Source organism: Streptomyces sp. AHA2 (assembly GCF_036857595.1).
GTDB lineage: Bacteria > Actinomycetota > Actinomycetes > Streptomycetales > Streptomycetaceae > Streptomyces.
The window spans coordinates 217,649-237,670 of sequence record NZ_JAUQWJ010000006.1 but is presented as its reverse complement, the minus strand read 5'-3'; the positions used below and the strand labels follow the sequence as shown (position 1 = coordinate 237,670).

The window sequence follows — 20,022 nt, the reverse complement described above, 5'->3', positions numbered from 1 at the left end:
GCACGCGCCCCGTGCGGTTCCGCCGGCCGGCCTGTCGCCCCCCGGCAGCCGCCCGCCCGTCCCGGGGGCGTCACGGTCCGGGGACGTACCCGCGCCGCTTGTCGACCACGTTCCTCAGCGGCCCACCGGCCGTCCACAGCTCGAAGAACTCCACGAACTGCGCGGCCAGTTCGTCCCTCCAGCCGACCGTGTCGCCGCTCATGTGCGGGGACACGATCAGACCCGGCGCCCGCCACAACGGGCTGTCCTCGGGCAGGGGTTCCGTCTCGAAGACGTCCAGGGCGGCACCGGCGATCCAGCGCTTCGCCAGGGCCTCGGCGAGGGCTTCCTCGACGACCAGCGGGCCGCGGCCGACGTTGACGAACCGGGCGGAGGGCTGCATCACGCCGAAGCGGCGGGCGTCGAACATGCCGCGCGTCTGCTCCGTGAGGGGTGCCGCCGCCACCACCCAGTCGGCCCGGGACAGCAGCCGGTCCAGATCCTCGGGCCCGTGCACACGGGCGCGCGAGGTACGGCCCACCAGCGCCGTGGTGATGCCCAGCGCCTTCAGCGTGCGGGCGACGGCACGGCCGATGGGGCCGGACCCGACCACCACGGCCCGGCTCCCGGCGACCCGGTGTGACTCGCGGTGCCGCCAGGTCCGTGCGCGTTGCAGCTCCAGCGTCCGGGGCAGGTCCTTGGCCATGGCCAGCACCAGGGCGGCGACGTACTCGGCGACCGGCTGGTCGAAGACGCCCCGCGCGTTGGTCACCACCGTGTCGGAGGCGGCCAGTTCGGGGCACATCACGTGGTCCACGCCGGCGCTCGCGATGTGCACCCAGCGCGGGCGCGGCCCTCCGCCCGGCCACGCGTCCCGTACGGCGCGCGAGGTGAAGTCCCACACCAGGAGGACGTCCGCACGCGGCAGGTGCTCGGCCAGCCCGGACGCGTCGGTGTGCTCGACCCGGACCCGGCCGGTGAGGCGGCCCAGGCGGGGGAGGGGCTCGGCGTCCAGGACGAGCAGGGTGGGCGTGGGCATGAGCAGCCGTTCCTCCAGCCGCTGGGCGGGGTGGGCCGGCGCGGACGCCGGGCGGTGACGACGCGGAGGCCCGGTGCCGGCCGGGCCGATCCGGGCGGACCGCCCACGCTGGCAGCCCGGCCCGCGGCCGTCAACACGCACGGTGGCGCACCTGTCGCCGGAGGTGGAACCGCTGCCTTCGCCGGCCGCAGGCCGAACCGCGCGCCCCGGCGATCTCGGCCAACCCGGTGACGGGGGTGGGGGGCGCTGCTCCGACTGGGTACCCGGACCCGTAGTACCGGAAGCGAAGCAGCAGGAAGGCTGGACATGACAGCGCTGGGATTTCTCTACCCGGGCCACTCCGCCGACGACGACTATCCGCGCATCGAGCAGTTGCTGGGCAGCGACATCCGGGTGGAACTGGTGCACACCGACCTCGGTGAGGAGGCCCACCGGCTGGACGCGCAGGGGGCGCACTCGGCCGCGCGGCTGGCGGCCGAGGTCCAGGAGCTGCGGCACGCGGGCGCGGACGCCGTGGTGTGGGCGTCCACCAGCGGCGGTTTCGTCCAGGGCTGGGACGGTGCGCAGGACCAGGTCCGCACCCTGGCCCAGGCGGCCGGCATGCCCGCTTCCTCGACGTCCTTCGGCTTCGTGCACGCGGTGCGGGAACTCGGCGCGCGGCGGGTCGCCGTCGGTGCGACGTACCCGCAGGAGGTGGCGCAGCTCTTCGCGCAGTTCCTGCGCTCGGACGGCGTCGACGTCGTCTCGGTCCGCGGCTCCGGCGGCACCCCGGCGGGGGAGGTGGGCGGCTGGGGCGAGGCCGAACTCCTCGCCTTCGCACGCGAGAGCGACCACCCCGAGGCGGAGGCGCTCCTGCTGCCCGGCACGGACCTGCACACCGCGGCCCACATCCCGGCCCTGGAGAAGGAGCTCGGCAAGCCGGTCCTCACCGCCAACCAGGTCACGGTCTGGGAGGCCCTGCGTCTGGCGGACCGCCGGGTGAACGCCCCGGAGCTGGGCGCCCTGTTCACCCGCGAACCGATCGTCCAGGCCTGATTCCGGGGCGCCGCCCGCGTTCGACCGGCCAGGCCGCCGTGGATCGCCGGGAATAACCGGAGACAGTCCCCTGTTAGAGCCGGGACGACAGCACACGGCTCACAGCAGGAGGCACCCCACCGTGGCGGCAGACGAGATTCGCGGCGCAGCGCAGGGCAGCGCCCCCGTCCCCCTCTCCGTACTGGACCTGGTCACCGTGGGGGCCGGCCGCACCGCCTCCGACGCGCTGCGCACCAGCGTCGAGCTGGTCCGCCTGGCCGAGCGCCGCGGTTTCCACCGGTACTGGGTCGCCGAGCACCACTCCATGCCGGGTGTGGCCTCCTCGTCCCCGGCGGTGATCCTGGCCCACCTGGCCGCCCACACCGACCGCATCCGCCTCGGCTCGGGCGGCGTCATGCTGCCCAACCACGCCCCGCTGGTGATCGCCGAGCAGTTCGGGACGCTGGAGGCGATGGCTCCCGGCCGCGTCGACCTCGGCCTCGGCCGCGCCCCGGGCACGGACGGCGCCACCGCCGCCGCCCTGCGCCGCACCGAGCGCCTCGACGAGGGCGCCGACGACTTCCCGCAGCAGCTCGCCGAGCTGACCCGGTTCCTCGACGACGACTTCCCCGACGGGCACCCCTACCGCCGCATCCACGCCGTACCGGGCCCGGTGCAGGCCACCTCCCCCGGCGGTGTCCAGTCCCCGCACCGCCCGCCGATCTGGCTGCTCGGCTCCTCCGGCTTCAGCGCCCGGCTGGCCGGCGTCCTCGGGCTGCCCTTCGCCTTCGCGCACCACTTCTCGGCGCAGAACACGATTCCGGCGCTCGACCTGTACCGCGAGTCCTTCCGGCCGTCCGCGGTGCTCGACCGGCCGTACGCCCTCATCGGCGTCTCCGCGCTCGCCACGGACGACGAGCGCGAGGCCCGCCGGCAGGTGCTGGCCGCCGCCCTCAACATGGTCCGGCTGCGCACCGGCCGCCCCGGCCTCGTCCCCACCCCACAGGAGGCGGAGGCGTACGCCTTCAGCCCGATGGAGCGCGAGTTCGTCGACTCCTGGAACGCCAACGTCGTCCACGGCACCCCGGACGAGGTCCGCTCCGGCCTGGACGACCTGGCCAAGCGCACCGGCGCCGACGAGCTGATGATCACGGCCAACGCGCACGGCGGGGACGTCCGCGTCCGCTCCTACGAGCTGATCGCCGACGCCTACGGCTTGCCGACGCCCGCCTCGGCCTGAACGCCCGGCGCGCCCAGCAGCTCGGAGATCCGGTCCGGCGGCACCGGACGGGAGTAGAGCCAGCCCTGTCCGGTGTCGCAGCCGATGCTGCGCAGCCGGGTGGCCTGCGCCGACGTCTCCACGCACTCGGCCGTGACGGTCAGCCCGAGCCGGTGCGCGAGCTGGATCATCGCCTCGACGACCACCTGGTCGGCCGGGTTGGCCCGCGCGGCCGCCTCCCGGTCGTCGTACTGGAAGCCCCGCACGAAGGAGCCGTCCAGCTTCAGGGCCGACACGGGCAGCCGGCTGAGGTAGGCGAGGTTCGAGTAGCCGGTGCCGAAGTCGTCGATGGCGATGCGCACGCCCATGTCGCTGAGGGCCTTCAGGGTCTGCAGCGGGCGGCCCGCCGAACCCATCACGGCCGACTCGGTGAGCTCCAGCTGCAGCAGGTGCGGCTCCAGTCCCGTCCCGGCCAGCACCTCCGCCACGTCCGCCACCAGGTCGGAGTCCCAGATCTGCCGCACGGCCACGTTCACGCTGACGAAGATCGGCGGCTCGTCGGGGTGGTCCAGCTGCCAGCGGCGGGCCTGCTCGCAGGCCGTGCGCAGCACCCAGCGGCCCAGTGGCACGATCGAACCGTCCTCCTCGGCCAGTCCGATGAACCGATTCGGCGTCAGTACGCCGAACTGAGGATGATTCCAGCGGATGAGCGCCTCGACGCCGTGCAGCCGGTCGTCCTCCATGCCCACCAGCGGCTGGTACTCCAGCCGGAACTCACCGCGCTCGATGGCCGGGCGGAGCGTGGAGGCCAGGGCCTGCCGGGTCATGCGGTGCGCGTTGCGCTCCGGGTCGAACAGGGTCCAGCGGGCCTTGCCGTCGGCCTTCGCCCAGTACAGCGTCGTGTCGGCCGCCTGCATCAGGGCCGTCGGGGTGGTCCCGGCCGCATGCCGTTCGACCACGCCGATCGACGCCGAGACGGACAGCCGCTGCCCGGAGATGTCGAACGGGTCCTGGACCGCCCGCAGTGCCGACTCGGCCAGCTCGGCCAGTTGCTCGGTGCCGGTGGAGTCCTCCACGAGCAGCGCGAACTCGTCACCGCCGAGCCGGGCCACCAGCGGGACGGTGGTCCGCGAGTGCCCGGCCTCGTCCGCGCAGGCCATGAGGCGCTCGGCGACGGCGGCCAGCAGCCGGTCGCCCACGCGGTGGCCGAGGGTGTCGTTGATGGCCTTGAAGCCGTCCAGGTCCAGGTAGCACAGCCCGATCCGGCCGGTGCCGCTCTGCTCGTACGACTCGGCCTCCAGCGCCGCCGACAGGCGTTCGAAGAACAGGGTGCGGTTGGGCAGCCGGGTCACCGGGTCGTGCATCTGCAAGTGCCGCAGGCGGGCCTGGAGTTCACGGCGGGCGCTGATGTCGGCGACCGACAGCAGCACGCCCTGGTCCTCGCCGGGCAGCGGGGCGACCGTCACCTGCACCCACAGCGAGTGCCCGTCGGGGTGCTTCAGGCGCCGGGTGCAGCGCAGCCGTGACTGCCGGCCGCGCAGCACCTCGCGGTAGGCGTGCCAGGTGCGCGTGTCGGAGGTGAGGTCGACCAGGTCGGCGGCGGCCGACCCGGCGAGCTCGTCCGGGCCGCTGCCGAGCAGCGCGGCGAGCGCGTCGTTGGCGCTGACGACGGCCCCCTCGCGGTCCACGACGGCCATGGCGAGCGGGGCGGCCGTGAAGACGGAGCGATAGGGCTGCCGTGACGGGCTCTCGGTACGGGGAGACGTGTCGATCTCACTCTCTGTGACGACCGGCCGGTCGAGGTCTGCCGCGGGCGCCGGCCCTTCGGAGGTTCCGCTCACCGCTCGCTCCCGCATGTATTCGATCTCTGTCCGTGCAGGAAAGGTCAGGAAAGTGTGCCGATCATAGAGGCTGGCCCCAGGGCCTTCCAGCCGGTGTTCGGCGTCCGGGACCGGTCCGCGCCTCTGCCAGATCGTTTCTGCTCGGCCTTGGACGGCTTCTTCAGGCCCCCGACCAGTTGTGACGTTCCGTGAGTGCTTCGGGGGCGTCGTCGTTCGCATTTCTTCGACCCCTTCACCCGACCGGTGCAGGCAAACAGGGCGCAGTACGACAAATCATCACAGTCTGGGTGCGGTGTCCCGCGAACCTACCCGGAGGTACCTGTGCCGCGTCAGTTTCCGCGCGCCCGATGGCGCAGCACCGCGGCCCTGTTCACCACCATGTCCGCGCTCGCCGCCACCTCCCTCGGCGCCAGTCCCTCCTCCGCAGGGCCCGATGCGGCCGCGCCCTGCGCCCTGACGCGCACCGACGCCCACCACTCGGAGGGCCTGGACACCTGGAACGCCGCCTACCCGCGCCCGGACCGGTCGCTGGACGCGGTGATGGTGTTCCTGTCCTTCCCCGATTCCCACCCGCTGACCACACCGCAGGAGCTGACCGCCGACCACTTCCCGGCGACCACCCGGTTCTTCGAACGCGCCTCCTACGGCCGCTTCACCCTGCGCCCGCACCCGCTCGGCCACTGGATCCAGATGCCGCAGCCGTCCACGGCCTACGACATACAGCGCGACTGGAGCCCCGACCGGCGGGCCGCCTACCTGCGCGACGCGCTCTCCGTGGCCGATCCGCAGGTCGACTTCTCCCGCTACGACGTCGTGTACTTCGTCGCCGACCCGGACGCGCCCGGCGTGGACTCGGACGCGACCAAGGTGGTGAACCTGACGACTCCGCTGCGGGCCGACGGCACCGATCTGCGCCGGGTCGTCACGGTGTTCGAGCAGCACCCGCCGGACCGGCTCGTCCTCGCCCACGAGACCGGGCACGTGTTCGACCTCCCTGACCTGTACCACCGTCCCGCCGACGGCAAGGGCGACTGGGACACGCACGTCGGCGACTGGGACCTGATGGGCAGCCAGTTCGGTCTCGCCCCGGAGCTGTTCGCCTGGCACAAGTGGAAGCTGGGCTGGCTCGACCCGCGCCAGGTGCGGTGCGTGCAGGACGCCGGACCCGCCCGGCTGACCCTGGAGCCGCTGACGGCGGGGCCCGGGCCGGCCGAGACGGGTGCCGCCGGGGCCCGGGCCTTCGGGCTCGGGCACGGCACCAAGCTCGCCGTGGTGCGCACCGGCCCGGACACCGTGCTCGCCCTGGAGGTGCGGGCGCCGGTCGGCAACGACGCGGAGGCCTGCCGGGCGGGGGTGCTGGTGTACCGGGTGCGGGGCGGGGCGAAGTCCGGGGGTGGCCCCATCGAGGTGGTCGACGCCCATCCGCGCACCGAGGCGTGCTGGGAGAACTCCGTCTACCCGCCCCTCGCGGACGCGCCGATCGCCCTCGGCGAGAGCTTCACCGTGCCGGGGGAGGGCGTACGGGTGGAGGTGCGGGCCGAGGGGCGCACGGCCTCGGGGGCCTGGACGGTGAAGATCAGGGTGGGGCACTGAGCGCGGCTCACCCGAACGCGAAAGGCCCCTCGCTCGTGCGAGGGGCCTTTCACCGTCTGTGCGCCGCCAGGGACTCGAACCCCGGACCCGCTGATTAAGAGTCAGCTGCTCTAACCAACTGAGCTAGCGGCGCCTGCTGACGTCGTAGACCTTAGCATCCTGGTCGGCGGGAGGAAAAATCGAAATCCGCACGGCCGAGCGGGCCGCCCGCACGGCCGCCCACAGCAGCACCTCGGGCCCGGGGAGCCAGGGCTGACGGGTGTCGGGAGCGACGAGCCAGCGCGAACCGGACCGGGCGGCGACGGGGCCGTCGCCGGCCGGGAGGGCGGTGGGGCCGCCGCCGGAGGCCGTCGGCGGGGTGGGGGTGCCCTGTGCCCGGGCCGGGCGGCCGCTGGGGGCGCTCCCGGCGGGGGCCGGGAAGGCGTCGGCGGCGCTGCCGGCCGGGGACGGGAGGACGGCGGGGCCGCCGCGTGCCGGCGCGGGGACGGTCACCGCGTCGCCCGTGCCGTGGCACAGCAGCGGCGGTACCGCGTCCGTGCGGCAGGTGTCCCCGCCGTCACGGCCGTGTGCGCCCCACTCCTCCCACTCCAGCAGCGCCGGCAGCCGCTGGGCCGTGCCGGGGGCGGCGAACAGCAGCATGCGGCCGCGGAACTCGGCGACCGGGCCCGAGCCGGGGCCCTCGTCCCACAGCCGGTCGAGCATCCGGCGCCCGAAGATCGCCGGCGCGCTGACCACGTCGAAGACCGAGCCGCAGGGCAGGACGACCGGGGCGCCCGGCCGCTCGCCCCACAGGGCGAGCGTGCTCCGCGGATACGTTCCTGCCGAGGCGAGCCAAGCGGCCCCGTCCGGGGTGACATCGGAGGCGTTCCATGCGCTGCTCATGGCAGACAGGTCTACCGGCCGTGAGCGGGTGGTTCCCCAGGGTTGCGGGAAATCGGGACAGCGGGGGCCGAGGGGGAGTATCTTGCCCGCCTGGCATATGCCAGATCGTCGGGCCGTGCGGTCGGGAAGTTCACTCAGGCGGGGTCGCCGGGCCCGCGGCCCTCCGCCTCGCCACGCATCAGGTCCCGCCCGAACTCGACCATCTTCTTGGCGTAGTCCTCGGTCCACTCCGCCCGGTCGGCGATGTCCGCCGTGGTCAGCCGATCGAACCGCCGCGGATCGGCGAGCTGCGCCGCCGCCATCGCCTGGAACTCCAGCGCCCGGTCCGCCGCGGCCCGGAACGCCAGCGTCAGCTCCGTCGCCCGGGCCAGCAGCGCCCGGGGGTCGTCGATCGACTCGAGGTCGAAGAAGTGCTCGGGATCGGAGGCCGCCTCCGCGGGCTCGAACAGCAGGGGCGCGGGGCGTAGCCGCGGCTCGTTCCGACGCGGCGTGGGCTCCGCCATGTCTTGTCCTCCTCGTACTGCGCGCACGGCCCGCCGGGCGGATCGGGCCACCGTCCATTGTCCCGCGGTGCGCAAGTGGGCATCGCGGTCGTGGACACCCCCGCACACCACCCGCCGCCCGCCACGCTGTTCGGAGCCGCTACGCCCCCCAGGCCACCCGGTGTTCGGCCAGGTGGGCCAGGACCGCGTGGTTCGCCTCCCAGCCGTCCGGGAACTTCACCACCGTTCCGAGCTGGACCGGTTCCGTCGACGGGTAGTCGTCCAGGAGGTCCGTGACGCCCGCCCGGCAGACCACGATGCAGGCGTGCCGGTGGCGGGAGGCCAGGACGCAGAGACGGCCCGTCTCCAGGTGGAACGCCGTGGCGTCGGGGCGGCCCGAGAGGGGGTGCAGCACCACCGTGACGTCGTACTCACGGCCCTGCAGCCGGTTCGCCGTGTCCACCACGACGTCGGTCACGCCGAGGCCGGTCAGGGCCGCGCGGACCGCCGCCGCCTGATCCCGGTGCGCCGTGCCGACGGCGATCCGGTCGGCCGTCAGGGGCGAGGGGTCCGGTGAGCGCTCCGAGGACGCCGCACCGCCGCGCTCCAGCAGGCGGCGGACGACCCGGGCCACGGCCCGGACCGCCTCGGGATCCGTGCGCGGGGTGTTCCGGGCGGGCAGCTCCAGCAGGCCCCAGCCCGACGCCGCCGCCTCGTCGATCACCCGGTCCGGACCCGAACCGTCCGACGGCACCGCGAAGGCCAGGGCACGGTCGCCGTGGCCGGTGCCGCTGCGGAAGGGCGTGTACGGGTAGAAGGCGTCCGACACCAGGGGGGCCGCCGAGGCGGGGAGCCGCCAGGAGACGGGCAGGCGGTGCTGCGGCAGGTCCGGGTTGTGCGCGAGCAGGGTCGTGACCGCCGAGGCCGACGGGTCGTGGGTGAGGCCCGCCCACTGCTCGCTGCCCACGATCGCGAAGGGGTCCAGCTGCCCCGGGTCGCCGACGAACAGCGCCCGCTCGAACAGTCCGGCCACCGCGAGCAGCGCGTCGGAGCGCATCTGGTAGGCCTCGTCGACGATGGCGTGCCGCCACGGCTCGTCCGTCTTCACGTGCGCCCACTTCGCCGCCGTCGAGATGACCACGGCCAGTCCGGCGAGGTCGGCCGCCTTGGCGGACTTGCGGACGTTGCCCAGGCCGTCGAGCGCCTTGTCGTACGGGTGGGCGTCGCTGCTGTGCAGCCGTCCCACCGGCAGGTCGGGGCTCTTCTCGGCGAGCCGCAGGACGAGGTCGTCGACCTGGGCGTTGGTCTGCGCGACCACCATCAGCGGGCGGCCCGCCTCGGCCAGCTCCAGTGCCGCGCGGACGACCAGCGTGGACTTGCCGGCGCCGGGTGGGGAGTCGACCACGACCCCGCGCGCGGTGCCGTGCAGCGTGTCGTGGAGGATCGCCTCCGTCGCCTGGGCCGCGGCGGCCGAGGGGTCGAACACCGTGGTCACAGCACATCCTCCTCGGTCACCGGATCGGCGGCCTCCAGGGCAGCCTCGCCGGGCGGCCCGCCGTGTGTCCAGGGCGTCTGCTCCGGGTCGGGCAGCTTCGCCCCGCCCCGCTGCTCGTGCTCGAACAGCGTGAAGCAGACCCGGTCGCCCTTCTCCGGCACCGACCCCGGCTCGGGCTCCTTGCCGCGGCCCATCTTGTCGAGGATCCGCAGCACGACGTACGCGCCGTCCTCCTCGGCCGCGACGAACTCCGCCGACTGCGGCTTGCCGCCCAGCGACCGGTACACCTTCGTCCGCTCCCCGAGATGCGGCCGATCGTCCGTGCGGACCGTGACCAGGGGGCGGGGGCTCGGTCGCCTGCCGTCGCTGTACGCCATCACCACGTCGGTGACCTCGCCCGCGAACGCCTCCCCGGACAGCCGCCGGCCGGCCATCACCAACGGGTCGTCGAGGGCCTCCTGCGCCTCCAGCCGGGCCTGCTCGCGCTCGCGGGTGGCGAGCTTGTTCGCCGCCGTCACCGCGTCGTCGCGGCGCGGTTGCGGGGGCTCGCCGGCCAGCACCCGGTCGCGGTGGCCCGTGAACGACCAGCGGTCGCGGGTCCAGCGCTCCTCGACGTGCGCCCCCTGCGGCAACGCGCGCAGCAGGTCGAGACCGTGCCACACCGCGTCCCAGGTGGGCCGGGTGCGGCTGAGCACCAGGTCGCGGATCTCCCGCTCGGCGGCGGTCAGCGCCCCCAGCCGGTCGTCGGCCTCCAGCCCGTCCTCGGCGGCCTGGAGGGCCGTACGGGCGCGGTCGTAGCGCTCGATGGCCGGGGCGAGGAGCTTGTTGTCGAACGCCGGGTCGGTGGCCGGGCCCGCCGGCGGGCAGAGCAGTTGGCCGCGCTCGTCGCGTCCCAGCTCGGCCCGCAGCGCCGCCTCGGCGCCGGTGACGCCCCCGGGCGGATCGATCCAGGCGAGCAGCGCCCCGAGGTGCTGATCCTCCAGGGTGGACTGCCCGGTCGCCCAGTGCCGGCCCAGGACGTCGGTCATCGCCAGCAGCAGCGACGAACCCGGCACCCGGGCCCGCTCCCCGAAGTGGGTCAGCCACCGGCCGAGCAGCGGCACCCTCGGCGGCGCCGGGTGGGGCGCCTCCGGGTCCTGCTCGGCCGTCCGCCGGAACCGGGTGGAGCGCCCGAGCAGCCGTACCAGGTCGATGCCGGCCCGGCTCGGCACGATCAGCTGCGGAGCGTCCGCGCACAGGTCGACCTCGACCTTGACGCGCTTGCCGGTCTCCGGGTCCGTCTCCGTGCGCTCGGCGGTCTCGACGCTCTCGCCGTAGGAGTCGACGTAGGGCAGCACCACGTCGGCCAGGTCCGCCAGGAAGCCGAAGCGCAGGTCGCGGTCGCGCGGCTGCGGAACGACCAGCAGGCGCGGCGCGTCCCGGTCGGTGCCGACCAGCGCGCCGAGCGGGGCGCCGGCCTCACCGGCGGTGGTGAGCGGCACGAACACCAGCGGGTGACCGGACAGGTGCCGGTGCCGGACGGTGGCGGCGGGCTGGGCCCGGCCGGTGCTGACCGCTTCGAGGCGGGCCAGCGTGGAGATCAGCGACACGCGGCCTCCAGCGCCTCGGCGCGCAGGGCCGCCGCCCGCCGCAGCGCGGCCACCGCCGGGTCGTCCGGGTCGCCGGCCTCCCCGCGGGCCGCCGCGAGGACGTCCTCCACCGTCGTCAGGCCGCCCAGTTCGGCCCGCACCGGGCGGCCGAGCGCGGTGACCGCGCCGCTCGCGCGCGATCCGGACCGGCAGTGGAAGGCCAGCTCGCAGGCGGACAGGCACTCGGGCGCGTACGTCGCCGGGACGGACTCCACGGCCGCCGTCAGCTCCTCGGCGGGCAGGTCGGGGGAGAAGCAGGTGCCCTCGGGCAGGGCGTCGGCGATCTCCTCGATGCGGGTCAGCCGGGCCAGCTGACGGGCCGTCACCGCGCGCTGCTTGCGGACGTCCACGGCGGAGGCGGCCGGCAGGTTGGAGAAGTCCCGGGGGCAGACCAGCAGGATCCGGTGCCGCACGCGCGGGGCGGGCTCCAGCCGCGCGGCGACCTCCTCCAGGGCCAGCACGTACACCGCCGCCTGCCGGGCCGCCGCGCCGACCTTCGCCGGGTCCGCCGAACCGTCCAGCAGCGGGAAGGACTTGATCTCCACGACCGTCCAGCTGCCGTCCGGGTGCACCACGACCGCGTCCGGCTCCAGGTAGGCGGGGGAGCCCGCGACGTCCAGCGCGAGCATCGGGTGGTCGAGCAGTGTCCACGCGCCCGGGTGCGCGACGGCCTCCCGCAGTTCCAGCGCCGTACGGGCCGTGCGCCCCTGGGGGCCGGTCGCGGTGAGGTCGGGCACGCGCGCGCCGGCGGGGGGTTCGGCGGAGCGGTCCAGCTTCTCGTGCACCAGCCGCAGCAGCTCCGCGCCGCCGTCGGCCTTGACCTTCGCCTCGAAGGCGTTGCCCCGGGTGAGCGCGAACTGCGACTGCCCGAAGGCCGACGGCGAGCCGAGGGCGTCGGCCAGCACCGCCTTGTTCACCCCCGCTCCGTCCAGGATCGCGCGCCGCGCGCAGCCGGGGTTGGCGGCCAGCGCCGCCAGCGCACGCGCGTCCAGTGCCTTCGCGGGTACGTCGGGGCCGCGCAGCTCAGCGAGCCGGTGCCGGAGCGCCGTCCCCCGCGTCCTTGGGGGAGGCACTCGGCTCGGCTCCGGCTGCGAGCCGCGACTCGCGCTGCCGTGGGATTCGCTCACCCGCGGAAGTCTGGCATCCGGCACTGACAATCGGGGAACCAGCGGCGGACGAGTCCGCCGGGACCGCTGCGGCCACCGTGGCGAACCGGGCCTTCACGCGGTCGGCGGTGCGCATCACGACCGGCGCCAGGAGCAGACCGGCGCCCATGACGACGGCGCCCGCGGCCGCGTCCAGGAAGTAGTGGTTGGCGGTGCCCATCACCACGATCGTGGTGATCAGGGGGTAGGCGACACCGGCCGCCTTCATCAGGCGCGTGCCGCCGTGGCGCCACAGCATGACCCCGCACCACAGGGCCCAGCCCACGTGCAGGCTCGGCATCGCCGCGTACTGGTTGGTCATGCCGCCCATGCCGCGCGGCGCGCTGGCCGCGCCGCCCCACCAGCCGTAGGAGCTGTACTGGGCCATCGTGTCGACGAAGCCGTGACCGGGGTCGAGCAGCCGGGGCGGGCAGGTGGGCAGCAGGGTGAAGCCGATCAGGCCGATGAGGGTCGACGTCATCAGCCAGGTGCGCGCGGCGCGGTAGCGCACCGCGCGGGAGCGGAAGAGCCACACGAGGACGACCGGGGTGACCACGTAGTGCAGGGAGGCGTACCAGAAGTCGGCGGGTATGCCTATCCAGGGCTCACGCGTGAAGAGGCGGTTGAGCGGGTGTTCGGCGTTGAGGTACAGCGCCTTCTCGATCCGCAGGATGGCCAGGCCGTGGTCGACCGCCGTGGAGACGTCGCCCCGGGCGAGCAGGCGGCCCGCCGTGTAGCACGCGTACACCAGCAGGATGAGCGGCAGCTCCGTCCACCAGCGCAACCTGGGCGCAGGGGCCGCCTCGGTGCCCGGTGTCTCGGTGTGCGGCATCCGATCGCCCTCCCCCTTCGTCCTCACGTGCAGCCCGGTCGGCGTGCCACTTTACGGTGTGCGGGCCCGCCCCGGGGGCGGCCTCCGGACCTCGAAGACGCACAGATCGCCCCCCGGGTTGCCCGTCGGAGGCGTGCGCGATGATGGAGGGGTTCCGCTTGCGTCGTATCTCCGGAAAGGTTCCCCATGGCCGCGCGCATCCTCCTGGCCCGCCACGGACAGACCGCCTGGTCCCTGTCCGGCAAGCACACGGGCCGGACCGATGTACCGCTGCTGGAGGAGGGCCGGCGCGGCGCGAAGCTGCTGGGCGAGCGCCTGCACCGCGCCCCGTACGAGGGGCTGGCCGGGGCCGAGGTGCGCACCAGCCCCCTGGCACGCGCGCGTGAGACCTGCGAACTGGCCGGCTTCGGCGACCGTGCCCGCACCTGGGACGCCCTGCTCGAATGGGACTACGGGGCGTACGAGGGCATGACACCGGCGGAGATCCAGGCCGTCCGTCCCGGCTGGCTCATCTGGCGCGACGGCGTCCCCGGGGGCGAGTCGCTCGCGGCGGTCACGGCCCGCGCGGACGAGGTGGTGGCCTGGGCCCGCTCGGCCGACCGTGACGTGCTGGTCTTCGCCCACGGGCACATCCTGCGCTCCATCGGGGCACGGTGGCTGGGCCTGCCGCTCGACTTCGCCGCCCGCATACGCCTCAACCCGACGTCGCTGTCGGTCCTGGGCTGGGCGTACGGCGAGCCGGCGATCGAGAGCTGGAACGACCTGGGCCACCTGGCCTGAGGGTCGGGGCAGGGCCGGGGTGGAGCACCGGGACGGCCTGCTCCTAGGCCATGCGCGGCAGCGAGGCGTGCCGGTCCAGGAACGCCGACACCCCTGATGCGCGCCGGTGCGGCAGCAGCACCCGTGCGGTGGCCGCCAGCATCGTCCGGATCCGGGACGACTGGACCTCTTCGAGCAGGTCCAGCACCCGCATCCCGGCCAGCGCCGCCTCGTCCGGCCGGCCGCCCCGGGCGAGGTCGTCCGCCAGTTCCGCCGTGTACAGCGCGATGTTCCGCGTGAAGTGCCGGTCCTGCAGCTGCGCCGCCCGGCGCGCGTGCCGGGCGGCCCGGGGCCAGTCGCCGAGCGTGGACCAGCACTGGGCCTCCAGGCCCTCCAGTTCGGCTTCGCCGTAGAAGCTCATCCACTCGGGGTCGGCGTCCGAGGGGCCGCGTTCGAAGTAGGTCTGCGCCCGGGCCAGTGCCTGCTCGCAGGCGACGCGGTCGGCCATTCCGGCCCAGCCGCCCGCCTCGCGCAGCGCGAGCAGCGACATCAGCCGCGCCGAGCCCATGGGCCGGGCGGCGAGCTGCGCGGCCTGGGCCGCCCGGACCGCCTCGCGCGGCCGGCCCGCGTCGCGCGCGAGGAACGCCGTGTTGCAGAAGGCGTGCGCCTCCAGGCCCGGGTCGCCGGTCATCCGGGCGGTCGCCAGCGCCTCGGCGTAGTGGGAGCGGGCGTCGTCGAAGCGGCCGGAGTCGTGCGCCAGCCAGCCCACGGAGATGGCCAGTTCGCCGGCGCCCGAGTAGAGGCGGTCCGCGGTGGTCTGCCGGGTGGCGCCCGCGTCCAGCAGGGCGTAGGCCGCGCGCAGCGGGGCGGCGGCGCGGCGGTAGAGGCCGTCGGCCCCGTGCCGGTCGTCGAGCAGCCGGATCCGGCGCACGGCTTCCTCCACGGCGCCGGCGTCGCTCGCCCCGGCGCGGCGCACGGCGCGCTGGGCGGCCGAGGCGTCGCGGGAGAAGCCGGCGGGTCCCAGCGAGGCGGCGGCCACCGTGGCGCCCCCGCCGGTCATGAATGCGCGACGCAGCACGTCGCTCTCCTCGTAGGTGTCGTGCGAGTGGAACGGGTCGTACGGGTTCCGCGTTTCATACGGCCCGCACGCCCTGTCGGTCTCACTGGGGGCGTTCGCCGGGTGCGGGGTGTGCGTCGGGGGCGTGTGCTCCATGTCACGCGCCCGGCGCCCGCGTACCGACGAGCGGGGCGCGAAGCCCAGGTCGGTCAGCGTGCGGCCGGGGAACATGTGCAGGAACACCCGTTCGTACGCGTAGTTGGGGCAGCGGATCTCGCCTGCCTCGACCCGGCCGACGTAGCGCGCGTCGCAGCTGACCTGCTCGCCGATCTCGAGTCCGGCCCGGCGGATCGCCGCGGCGAACTCGGCCGGCGAGCGCTGTCCGCGCAGCCGCCGGAAGACGAGGTTCGGCCGTGCGGGCCGGTCGGGCTGAGACGAGGCCACCGTTGACGACGCCATGGCCGGGTCCTCTCGTGCGAACCGTCGAACCATGCCGGACGCCGGGCGAGTTGCGTGCGTTGTCCGCAGATCCGCCCTGTGTCCGGCGGGCAAGAACGTACCTGCTGTGCCGGAGTCCTCACGCTGTGTTTGGCTACAAACCGGATATCTCATCCGTGATCCGCCATGAAATGCCATCCTTTGTGGCTGACTTCCGCCGTAGCCGTTGACGTCCCGCCGCGTTGAACCGGTCGACCGGGAGGAGGCCCCCGACTCCCGACCGCTTGTCCGAGCAGGGGTTCTCGTGGTGGAGGCCGGGATGGAGACCAGCCGGATCGACGATCCTCGTACGCCGTCGTGCAGACCGGCGGTGGGCTGCGACGTGGTGACGGTGCCGGCGCGACAGGGACTCGAGGCGGTCGACATCCTGCGGCGCGCCCCGGGGGACGCCGTCGGACCCGTGCTGCACGACGACGGCGGTGACACCCTGGGCTTCCTGGTGCCGCCCGGAACCGCTGCCGGCTGGGACGTCCCGGGCAGCACCTGCACCGGGACCGACGGCCGCGGACCGCGCCTGGCGCCCGAGCCGCCGGTGGAGGGCGCCGACTGGCTGCTGCCGCCCGGCGAGGCGGACCTCGCCACGGACCCGGCCGTACTGCGCGAGGCCCTGGACCAGGCGGCCCGCATGATCAGGGCGGCGGACAGCTGCCGCTGAGGCCCGCGCCGGGCGGCCGTGGCCCGGGCAGCCCCCGCTGACGGCCCGGCCCCGGCGGCCGTACGCCCCGCCGCCGCACCACCGCGATAATGGGCGGATGGGCAAGTCCAGGAGCGGCCGGCGCAGACCGGCCGGTGAGCAGGCCGTCGTCGAGAACGTCGACGGCGGGCTCGCCGAGTTGATACCCGACCGTGAGCGCGGCCGGGCCTGGACCCTCATGATCGACGGAGCGCCGCAGTCGCACGTCGACCTGGACGATCCGGCGTATCTGTCCTTCGAGTACCAGCGCCGGCTCGGCCATGTGATCGACCTCATCGCCCCACCGGGCCGGCCCGTGCACGCGGTGCACCTGGGCGGAGGCGCCCTCACCCTCGCCCGGTACGTCGCCGCCACCCGGCCCCGCTCCACCCAGCAGGTCGTCGAACGGGACGCGGCCCTGGTCCGACTGGTGCGCCGCGAGCTGCCGCTGGACCCGAACGCGCGCATCAGGGTGCGGTCCGCCGACGCCCGCGCAGGGCTCGCCAGGGTGCCGGACGGCTGGGCCGACCTCGTCATCACCGACGTGTTCGGCGGAGCCCGGACGCCGGCCCACCTGACCTCGACCGAGTTCCTGGACGAGGTCCGCAGGGCCCTCAAGCCCGGCGGTGTCTACGCGGCCAACCTCGCCGACGGGCCGCCGCTGGCCCATCTGCGCGGCCAGATCGCCACCGCCGCCGCCCGGTTCGCGGAACTGGCGCTGGTCGCCGACCCGGCGGTCCTGCGCGGCAAGCGCTTCGGGAACGCCGTCCTGGTCGCCTGCGACCATCCGCTGCCCGTGGCCGAACTGACCCGCCGGGCCGCCTCCGACCCGCACCCCGGCCGGGTCGAACACGGCAGGGCGCTCACCGACTTCACCGGCGGCGCGCTCCCGGTGACCGACCTCGCCGCGGTGGCATCGCCCGCCCCGCCCCCCTCGGTGTTCCGGTGACGCCGGCCGCCACCGGCCGGCCCGGCGCTCAGTAGGTCCCGATCTCCACGCGGGGCGGACCGTCGTGCCAGGTGCAGAACACCGACACCCGGTCCGCGCCCGAGGCGAACTCCACGCGGATCCACGACTCGGTCTTCCACACCTGCATCGACCAGCCCGCGCCCGGCGTCGCCGAGACCAGGGACGCCGACGCCCTGCCGAGGTCGAAGACCGCCCGGCCGCCCTCGGTGTCGTAGCTCTTGACCTCGCCGGTCGCGGCGGGGGCGGCCGTGGGGGAGGGAGCACGGGACGGCCCGGGCGTACGCGAGGGGGCGGGGCTCGGCTTCCCGGACGGCGGTGCGGAACCGGGCGTACGGCGCTTCGGCGGAGGCGACTTCGGCGATTGAGCCGCCGGTGGCTCGGACACCCGGGGGGCCGTGTCGGCGGCCTTGATGGGCAGGGCGCGCGGCGGATCGTAGGCCGTGCCCGCCATCACCGCGTGGACACCCCACCACGACAGCGTGACCGCCGCGCCCGTGGCGAGCAGCCAGGCCAGTACGTGTACGAGTCCTCTGCGCATCGCGGCCATACTGCCTCACCGCTCCCACGCGTTGTCCACAGAGGAGCCCGCCCAGGTGCCGTCCGCGCCGGTGACGGGGAGTTGTCCACAGGCCCGCACCGGGCTGTTCGGGATGGCGTACGGTGCGGCGCATGGCAAGTGTGCTCGTGGTCGAGGACGACCAGTTCGTACGCTCCGCGCTCATCCGGCACCTGACCGACGCCGCGCACACCGTGCGCAGTGTGGGGACGGCGCTCGAGGCGCTGCGCGAGGTCGCCCATTTCCGCTTCGACGTGGTCGTCCTGGACCTCGGACTGCCCGATCTCGACGGGTCCGAGGCCCTGAAGATGCTGCGCGGCATCACGGACGTACCGGTGATCGTCGCCACCGCCCGGGACGAGGAGACGGAGATCGTCCGGCTGCTCAACGCCGGAGCGGACGACTACCTCACCAAGCCCTTCTCGGTCGAGCACCTGTCGGCCCGCATGGCGGCCGTGCTGCGCCGGGCCCGCTCCGGCTCGGGGGAGCAGGAGACCTCCCCGGTGCTCCGGGTCGGCGGGCTGACCGTCGACCCACTGCGCCGCCAGGCCGAGCTGGACGGTGTGCGACTTGACCTCACCCGCCGCGAGTTCGACCTGCTCGCCTTCCTCGCCCGCCGCCCCGGCGTCGTCGTGCCCCGCAAGGAGCTGCTCGCCGAGGTGTGGCAGCAGTCGTACGGCGACGACCAGACCATCGACGTCCATCTGTCCTGGCTGAGAAGGAAACTGGGCGAGACGGCGGCCAACCCGCGCTATCTGCACACCCTCCGGGGCGTCGGTGTCAAGCTGGAGCCACCGGGGGCCGCGCGATGAGGTGGGCCCTGGTCAAGGTGTCGCTGGCGGTCACCACGATGGTGGTGCTCGCCTTCGCCGTGCCGCTCGGACTCGTCATCCGCGAGATGGCCCGGGACCGGGCCTTCTCCAACGCCGAGCGGGAGGCCGCGGCCGTCGCCCCGGCCCTGTCCATCACCACCGACCGCGACCAGCTGGAGCGGGTCGTCGCCTCCGCCGGCTCCGACGCGGGGATGGCCGTGCACATACCGGCCGGCGACGGCCAGCAGGCCCTGGAGCTCGGCCGGCAGCGCGCCGCCGGCCAGGACATCGCGGCCGTGCGCGAACTCGGCCGCGCCTCCACCACCGCCGTCCCCGGCGGCTCCACCCTCCTCCAGCCGGTCGCGCTCAGCACCGGCGAGATCGCGGTCGTCGAGGTGTACGTGCCGGAGTCGGAGGTCACCAACGGCGTGGGCACGGCGTGGGCGGTGCTCGCCGCCGTCGGGGTCGCGCTGATCCTCGGCTCGGTCGCGGTCGCCGACCGGCTGGGCGTGCGCATGGTCCGGCCCGCCCAGCGGCTGGTCGAGGGCGCCAGCGAGCTGGGGGAGGGCAAGCTGGGTGCCCGCGTGCCCGAGGAGGGCCCGACCGAACTGCGGCTCGCCGCGGTCGCGTTCAACTCCATGGCCGACCAGGTCGTCCAGCTCCTGGCCAACGAGCGGGAGCTGGCCGCCGACCTCTCCCACCGGCTGCGCACCCCCCTGACCGTGCTGCGGCTGAACACCGCCTCACTGGGCGAGGGACCGGCCGCCGACCAGACCCGCACCGCGGTCGAGCAACTGGAGCGCGAGGTCGACACCATCATCCGCACCGCCCGCGAGGCCAAGCCCCAGACGGCCGCGGCCGGTCCGGGCGCGGGCTGCGACGCGGCCGAGGTGGTGCGTGAGCGGATGGCCTTCTGGTCGGCGCTCGCCGAGGACGAGGGGCGCAAGTGGCGGGTGGCCGGGGCCGACCGGCCGGTGCGCATACCCGTGGCCCGGGCCGACCTGGCCGCCGCCCTCGACGCGCTGCTCGGCAACGTCTTCCGGCACACCCCGGAGGGCACGGCCTTCGCGGTCGACGTGCACAACGGCGAGGACGCGGTGATCGTCCTGGTGTCCGACGCGGGACCCGGCATACCCGACCCGGAGGCCGCGATGGCCCGGGGCAGCGGCTCCGGGAGCGACGGCTCGACCGGACTCGGTCTGGACATCGTGCGCCGGCTCGCGGAGTCGACCGGCGGGGACGTCCGCATCGGCTCCTCGGTGCTCGGCGGGACCGAGGTGCGGCTCTGGATCCAGCCGGCCGGGCGGGCGCCCGCGAGCAAGGGACACCGGCAGGCGCGACGCCGCCGCCCCGGCCGCCCGGCCACGGCGCACCGCCCGCGCTCCCACTGACCGGCGGCGCCCGGCGACGACGGGCCGGCAGTCACCGCCGGCCGACCGTTCCGCTCGCGCGCACACCGGCCCGCAAGGCACCGCAGCGCCCGCGCCGCCGTGACCGCGCCCCGGCAGGCGCACAGCCGACCGGGATCCCGGCCGTCGTCAGGTTCGC

The 20,022-nt window shown here is 74.8% G+C and carries 18 protein-coding genes and 1 tRNA gene; 8 read left to right on the top strand and 11 right to left on the bottom strand.

What is annotated here, in order from left to right; all coding sequences use genetic code 11:
- Nucleotides 1-70 precede the first annotated feature (70 nt).
- Complete coding sequence (locus Q5694_RS15480; protein ID WP_333933529.1) at nt 71-1,018, bottom strand: D-2-hydroxyacid dehydrogenase; 948 nt, start codon at nt 1,016-1,018, stop codon at nt 71-73.
- Between the two features lie 306 nt (nt 1,019-1,324).
- On the opposite strand from Q5694_RS15480, the gene Q5694_RS15475 reads away from it, so the two are divergent.
- Complete coding sequence (locus Q5694_RS15475; protein ID WP_333933528.1) at nt 1,325-2,053, top strand: maleate cis-trans isomerase family protein; 729 nt, start codon at nt 1,325-1,327, stop codon at nt 2,051-2,053.
- 121 nt (nt 2,054-2,174) lie between these two features.
- Complete coding sequence (locus tag Q5694_RS15470) at nt 2,175-3,272, top strand: LLM class flavin-dependent oxidoreductase (RefSeq protein WP_333933527.1); 1,098 nt, start codon at nt 2,175-2,177, stop codon at nt 3,270-3,272.
- Here Q5694_RS15470 and Q5694_RS15465 read toward each other — a convergent pair.
- Nucleotides 3,242-5,107 (bottom strand): putative bifunctional diguanylate cyclase/phosphodiesterase, encoded by a 1,866-nt coding sequence (locus Q5694_RS15465; RefSeq protein ID WP_333933526.1) that lies wholly within the window; start codon nt 5,105-5,107, stop codon nt 3,242-3,244. The two genes, Q5694_RS15470 and Q5694_RS15465, sit on opposite strands and share 31 nt — an antisense overlap.
- A gap of 306 nt (nt 5,108-5,413) precedes the next feature.
- Between Q5694_RS15465 and Q5694_RS15460 the strand changes: the two genes are divergently transcribed.
- Entirely contained in the window at nt 5,414-6,685 is a 1,272-nt protein-coding gene (locus Q5694_RS15460; protein ID WP_333933525.1) for a M6 family metalloprotease domain-containing protein, read from the top strand.
- A gap of 59 nt (nt 6,686-6,744) precedes the next feature.
- Here the strand turns inward: Q5694_RS15460 and Q5694_RS15455 are convergent.
- From Q5694_RS15455 to Q5694_RS15425, 7 genes are all read right to left on the bottom strand, one after another.
- Nucleotides 6,745-6,818: transfer RNA gene (locus Q5694_RS15455), tRNA-Lys, on the bottom strand.
- Nucleotides 6,809-7,567 (bottom strand): bifunctional DNA primase/polymerase, encoded by a 759-nt coding sequence (locus Q5694_RS15450; RefSeq protein WP_333933523.1) that lies wholly within the window; start codon nt 7,565-7,567, stop codon nt 6,809-6,811. Before Q5694_RS15450 ends, Q5694_RS15455 begins: the two co-directional genes overlap by 10 nt.
- A 134-nt stretch (nt 7,568-7,701) precedes the next feature.
- Entirely contained in the window at nt 7,702-8,070 is a 369-nt protein-coding gene (locus tag Q5694_RS15445) for a hypothetical protein (protein WP_333933522.1), read from the bottom strand.
- A gap of 139 nt (nt 8,071-8,209) precedes the next feature.
- The gene (locus Q5694_RS15440; RefSeq protein ID WP_333933521.1) at nt 8,210-9,544 is read right to left on the bottom strand and encodes an AAA family ATPase; all 1,335 of its coding nucleotides are present in this window, start codon (nt 9,542-9,544) and stop codon (nt 8,210-8,212) included.
- Complete coding sequence (locus Q5694_RS15435; protein ID WP_333933519.1) at nt 9,541-11,133, bottom strand: hypothetical protein; 1,593 nt, start codon at nt 11,131-11,133, stop codon at nt 9,541-9,543. Before Q5694_RS15435 ends, Q5694_RS15440 begins: the two co-directional genes overlap by 4 nt.
- Entirely contained in the window at nt 11,124-12,245 is a 1,122-nt protein-coding gene (locus Q5694_RS15430; RefSeq protein WP_333933518.1) for a hypothetical protein, read from the bottom strand. The genes Q5694_RS15435 and Q5694_RS15430 overlap by 10 nt, the downstream gene beginning before the upstream one ends.
- The gene (locus Q5694_RS15425; protein WP_333933516.1) at nt 12,196-13,149 is read right to left on the bottom strand and encodes a phosphatase PAP2 family protein; all 954 of its coding nucleotides are present in this window, start codon (nt 13,147-13,149) and stop codon (nt 12,196-12,198) included. The genes Q5694_RS15430 and Q5694_RS15425 overlap by 50 nt, the downstream gene beginning before the upstream one ends.
- 186 nt (nt 13,150-13,335) lie before the next feature.
- Here Q5694_RS15425 and Q5694_RS15420 point away from each other — a divergent pair, with 186 nt between their 5' ends.
- Entirely contained in the window at nt 13,336-13,929 is a 594-nt protein-coding gene (locus Q5694_RS15420; protein ID WP_333933514.1) for a histidine phosphatase family protein, read from the top strand.
- Nucleotides 13,930-13,972: 43 nt separating this feature from the next.
- Here Q5694_RS15420 and Q5694_RS15415 read toward each other — a convergent pair whose 3' ends face one another.
- Nucleotides 13,973-15,424 (bottom strand): hypothetical protein, encoded by a 1,452-nt coding sequence (locus tag Q5694_RS15415; RefSeq protein WP_333933513.1) that lies wholly within the window; start codon nt 15,422-15,424, stop codon nt 13,973-13,975.
- Between the two features lie 298 nt (nt 15,425-15,722).
- Between Q5694_RS15415 and Q5694_RS15410 the strand changes: the two genes are divergently transcribed.
- Both Q5694_RS15410 and Q5694_RS15405 read left to right on the top strand, forming a co-directional pair.
- Nucleotides 15,723-16,118: a hypothetical protein gene (locus Q5694_RS15410; protein ID WP_333933512.1), complete on the top strand. Its 396-nt coding sequence runs from the start codon at nt 15,723-15,725 to the stop codon at nt 16,116-16,118.
- Nucleotides 16,119-16,215: 97 nt separating this feature from the next.
- On the top strand, nt 16,216-17,085 hold the full coding sequence (locus tag Q5694_RS15405; RefSeq protein ID WP_333933511.1) for a spermidine synthase: 870 nt from the start codon (nt 16,216-16,218) through the stop codon (nt 17,083-17,085).
- A 28-nt stretch (nt 17,086-17,113) separates the two neighbouring features.
- Here the strand turns inward: Q5694_RS15405 and Q5694_RS15400 are convergent, their stop codons facing one another.
- Nucleotides 17,114-17,644: a hypothetical protein gene (locus Q5694_RS15400; RefSeq protein ID WP_333933510.1), complete on the bottom strand. Its 531-nt coding sequence runs from the start codon at nt 17,642-17,644 to the stop codon at nt 17,114-17,116.
- Between the two features lie 131 nt (nt 17,645-17,775).
- Here Q5694_RS15400 and Q5694_RS15395 point away from each other — a divergent pair, with 131 nt between their 5' ends.
- Together Q5694_RS15395 and Q5694_RS15390 are read left to right on the top strand one after the other, a co-directional pair.
- Complete coding sequence (locus Q5694_RS15395) at nt 17,776-18,474, top strand: response regulator transcription factor (RefSeq protein ID WP_333933509.1); 699 nt, start codon at nt 17,776-17,778, stop codon at nt 18,472-18,474.
- On the top strand, nt 18,471-19,865 hold the full coding sequence (locus Q5694_RS15390; RefSeq protein WP_333933508.1) for a sensor histidine kinase: 1,395 nt from the start codon (nt 18,471-18,473) through the stop codon (nt 19,863-19,865). The genes Q5694_RS15395 and Q5694_RS15390 overlap by 4 nt, the downstream gene beginning before the upstream one ends.
- Nucleotides 19,866-20,022: the final 157 nt, after the last annotated feature.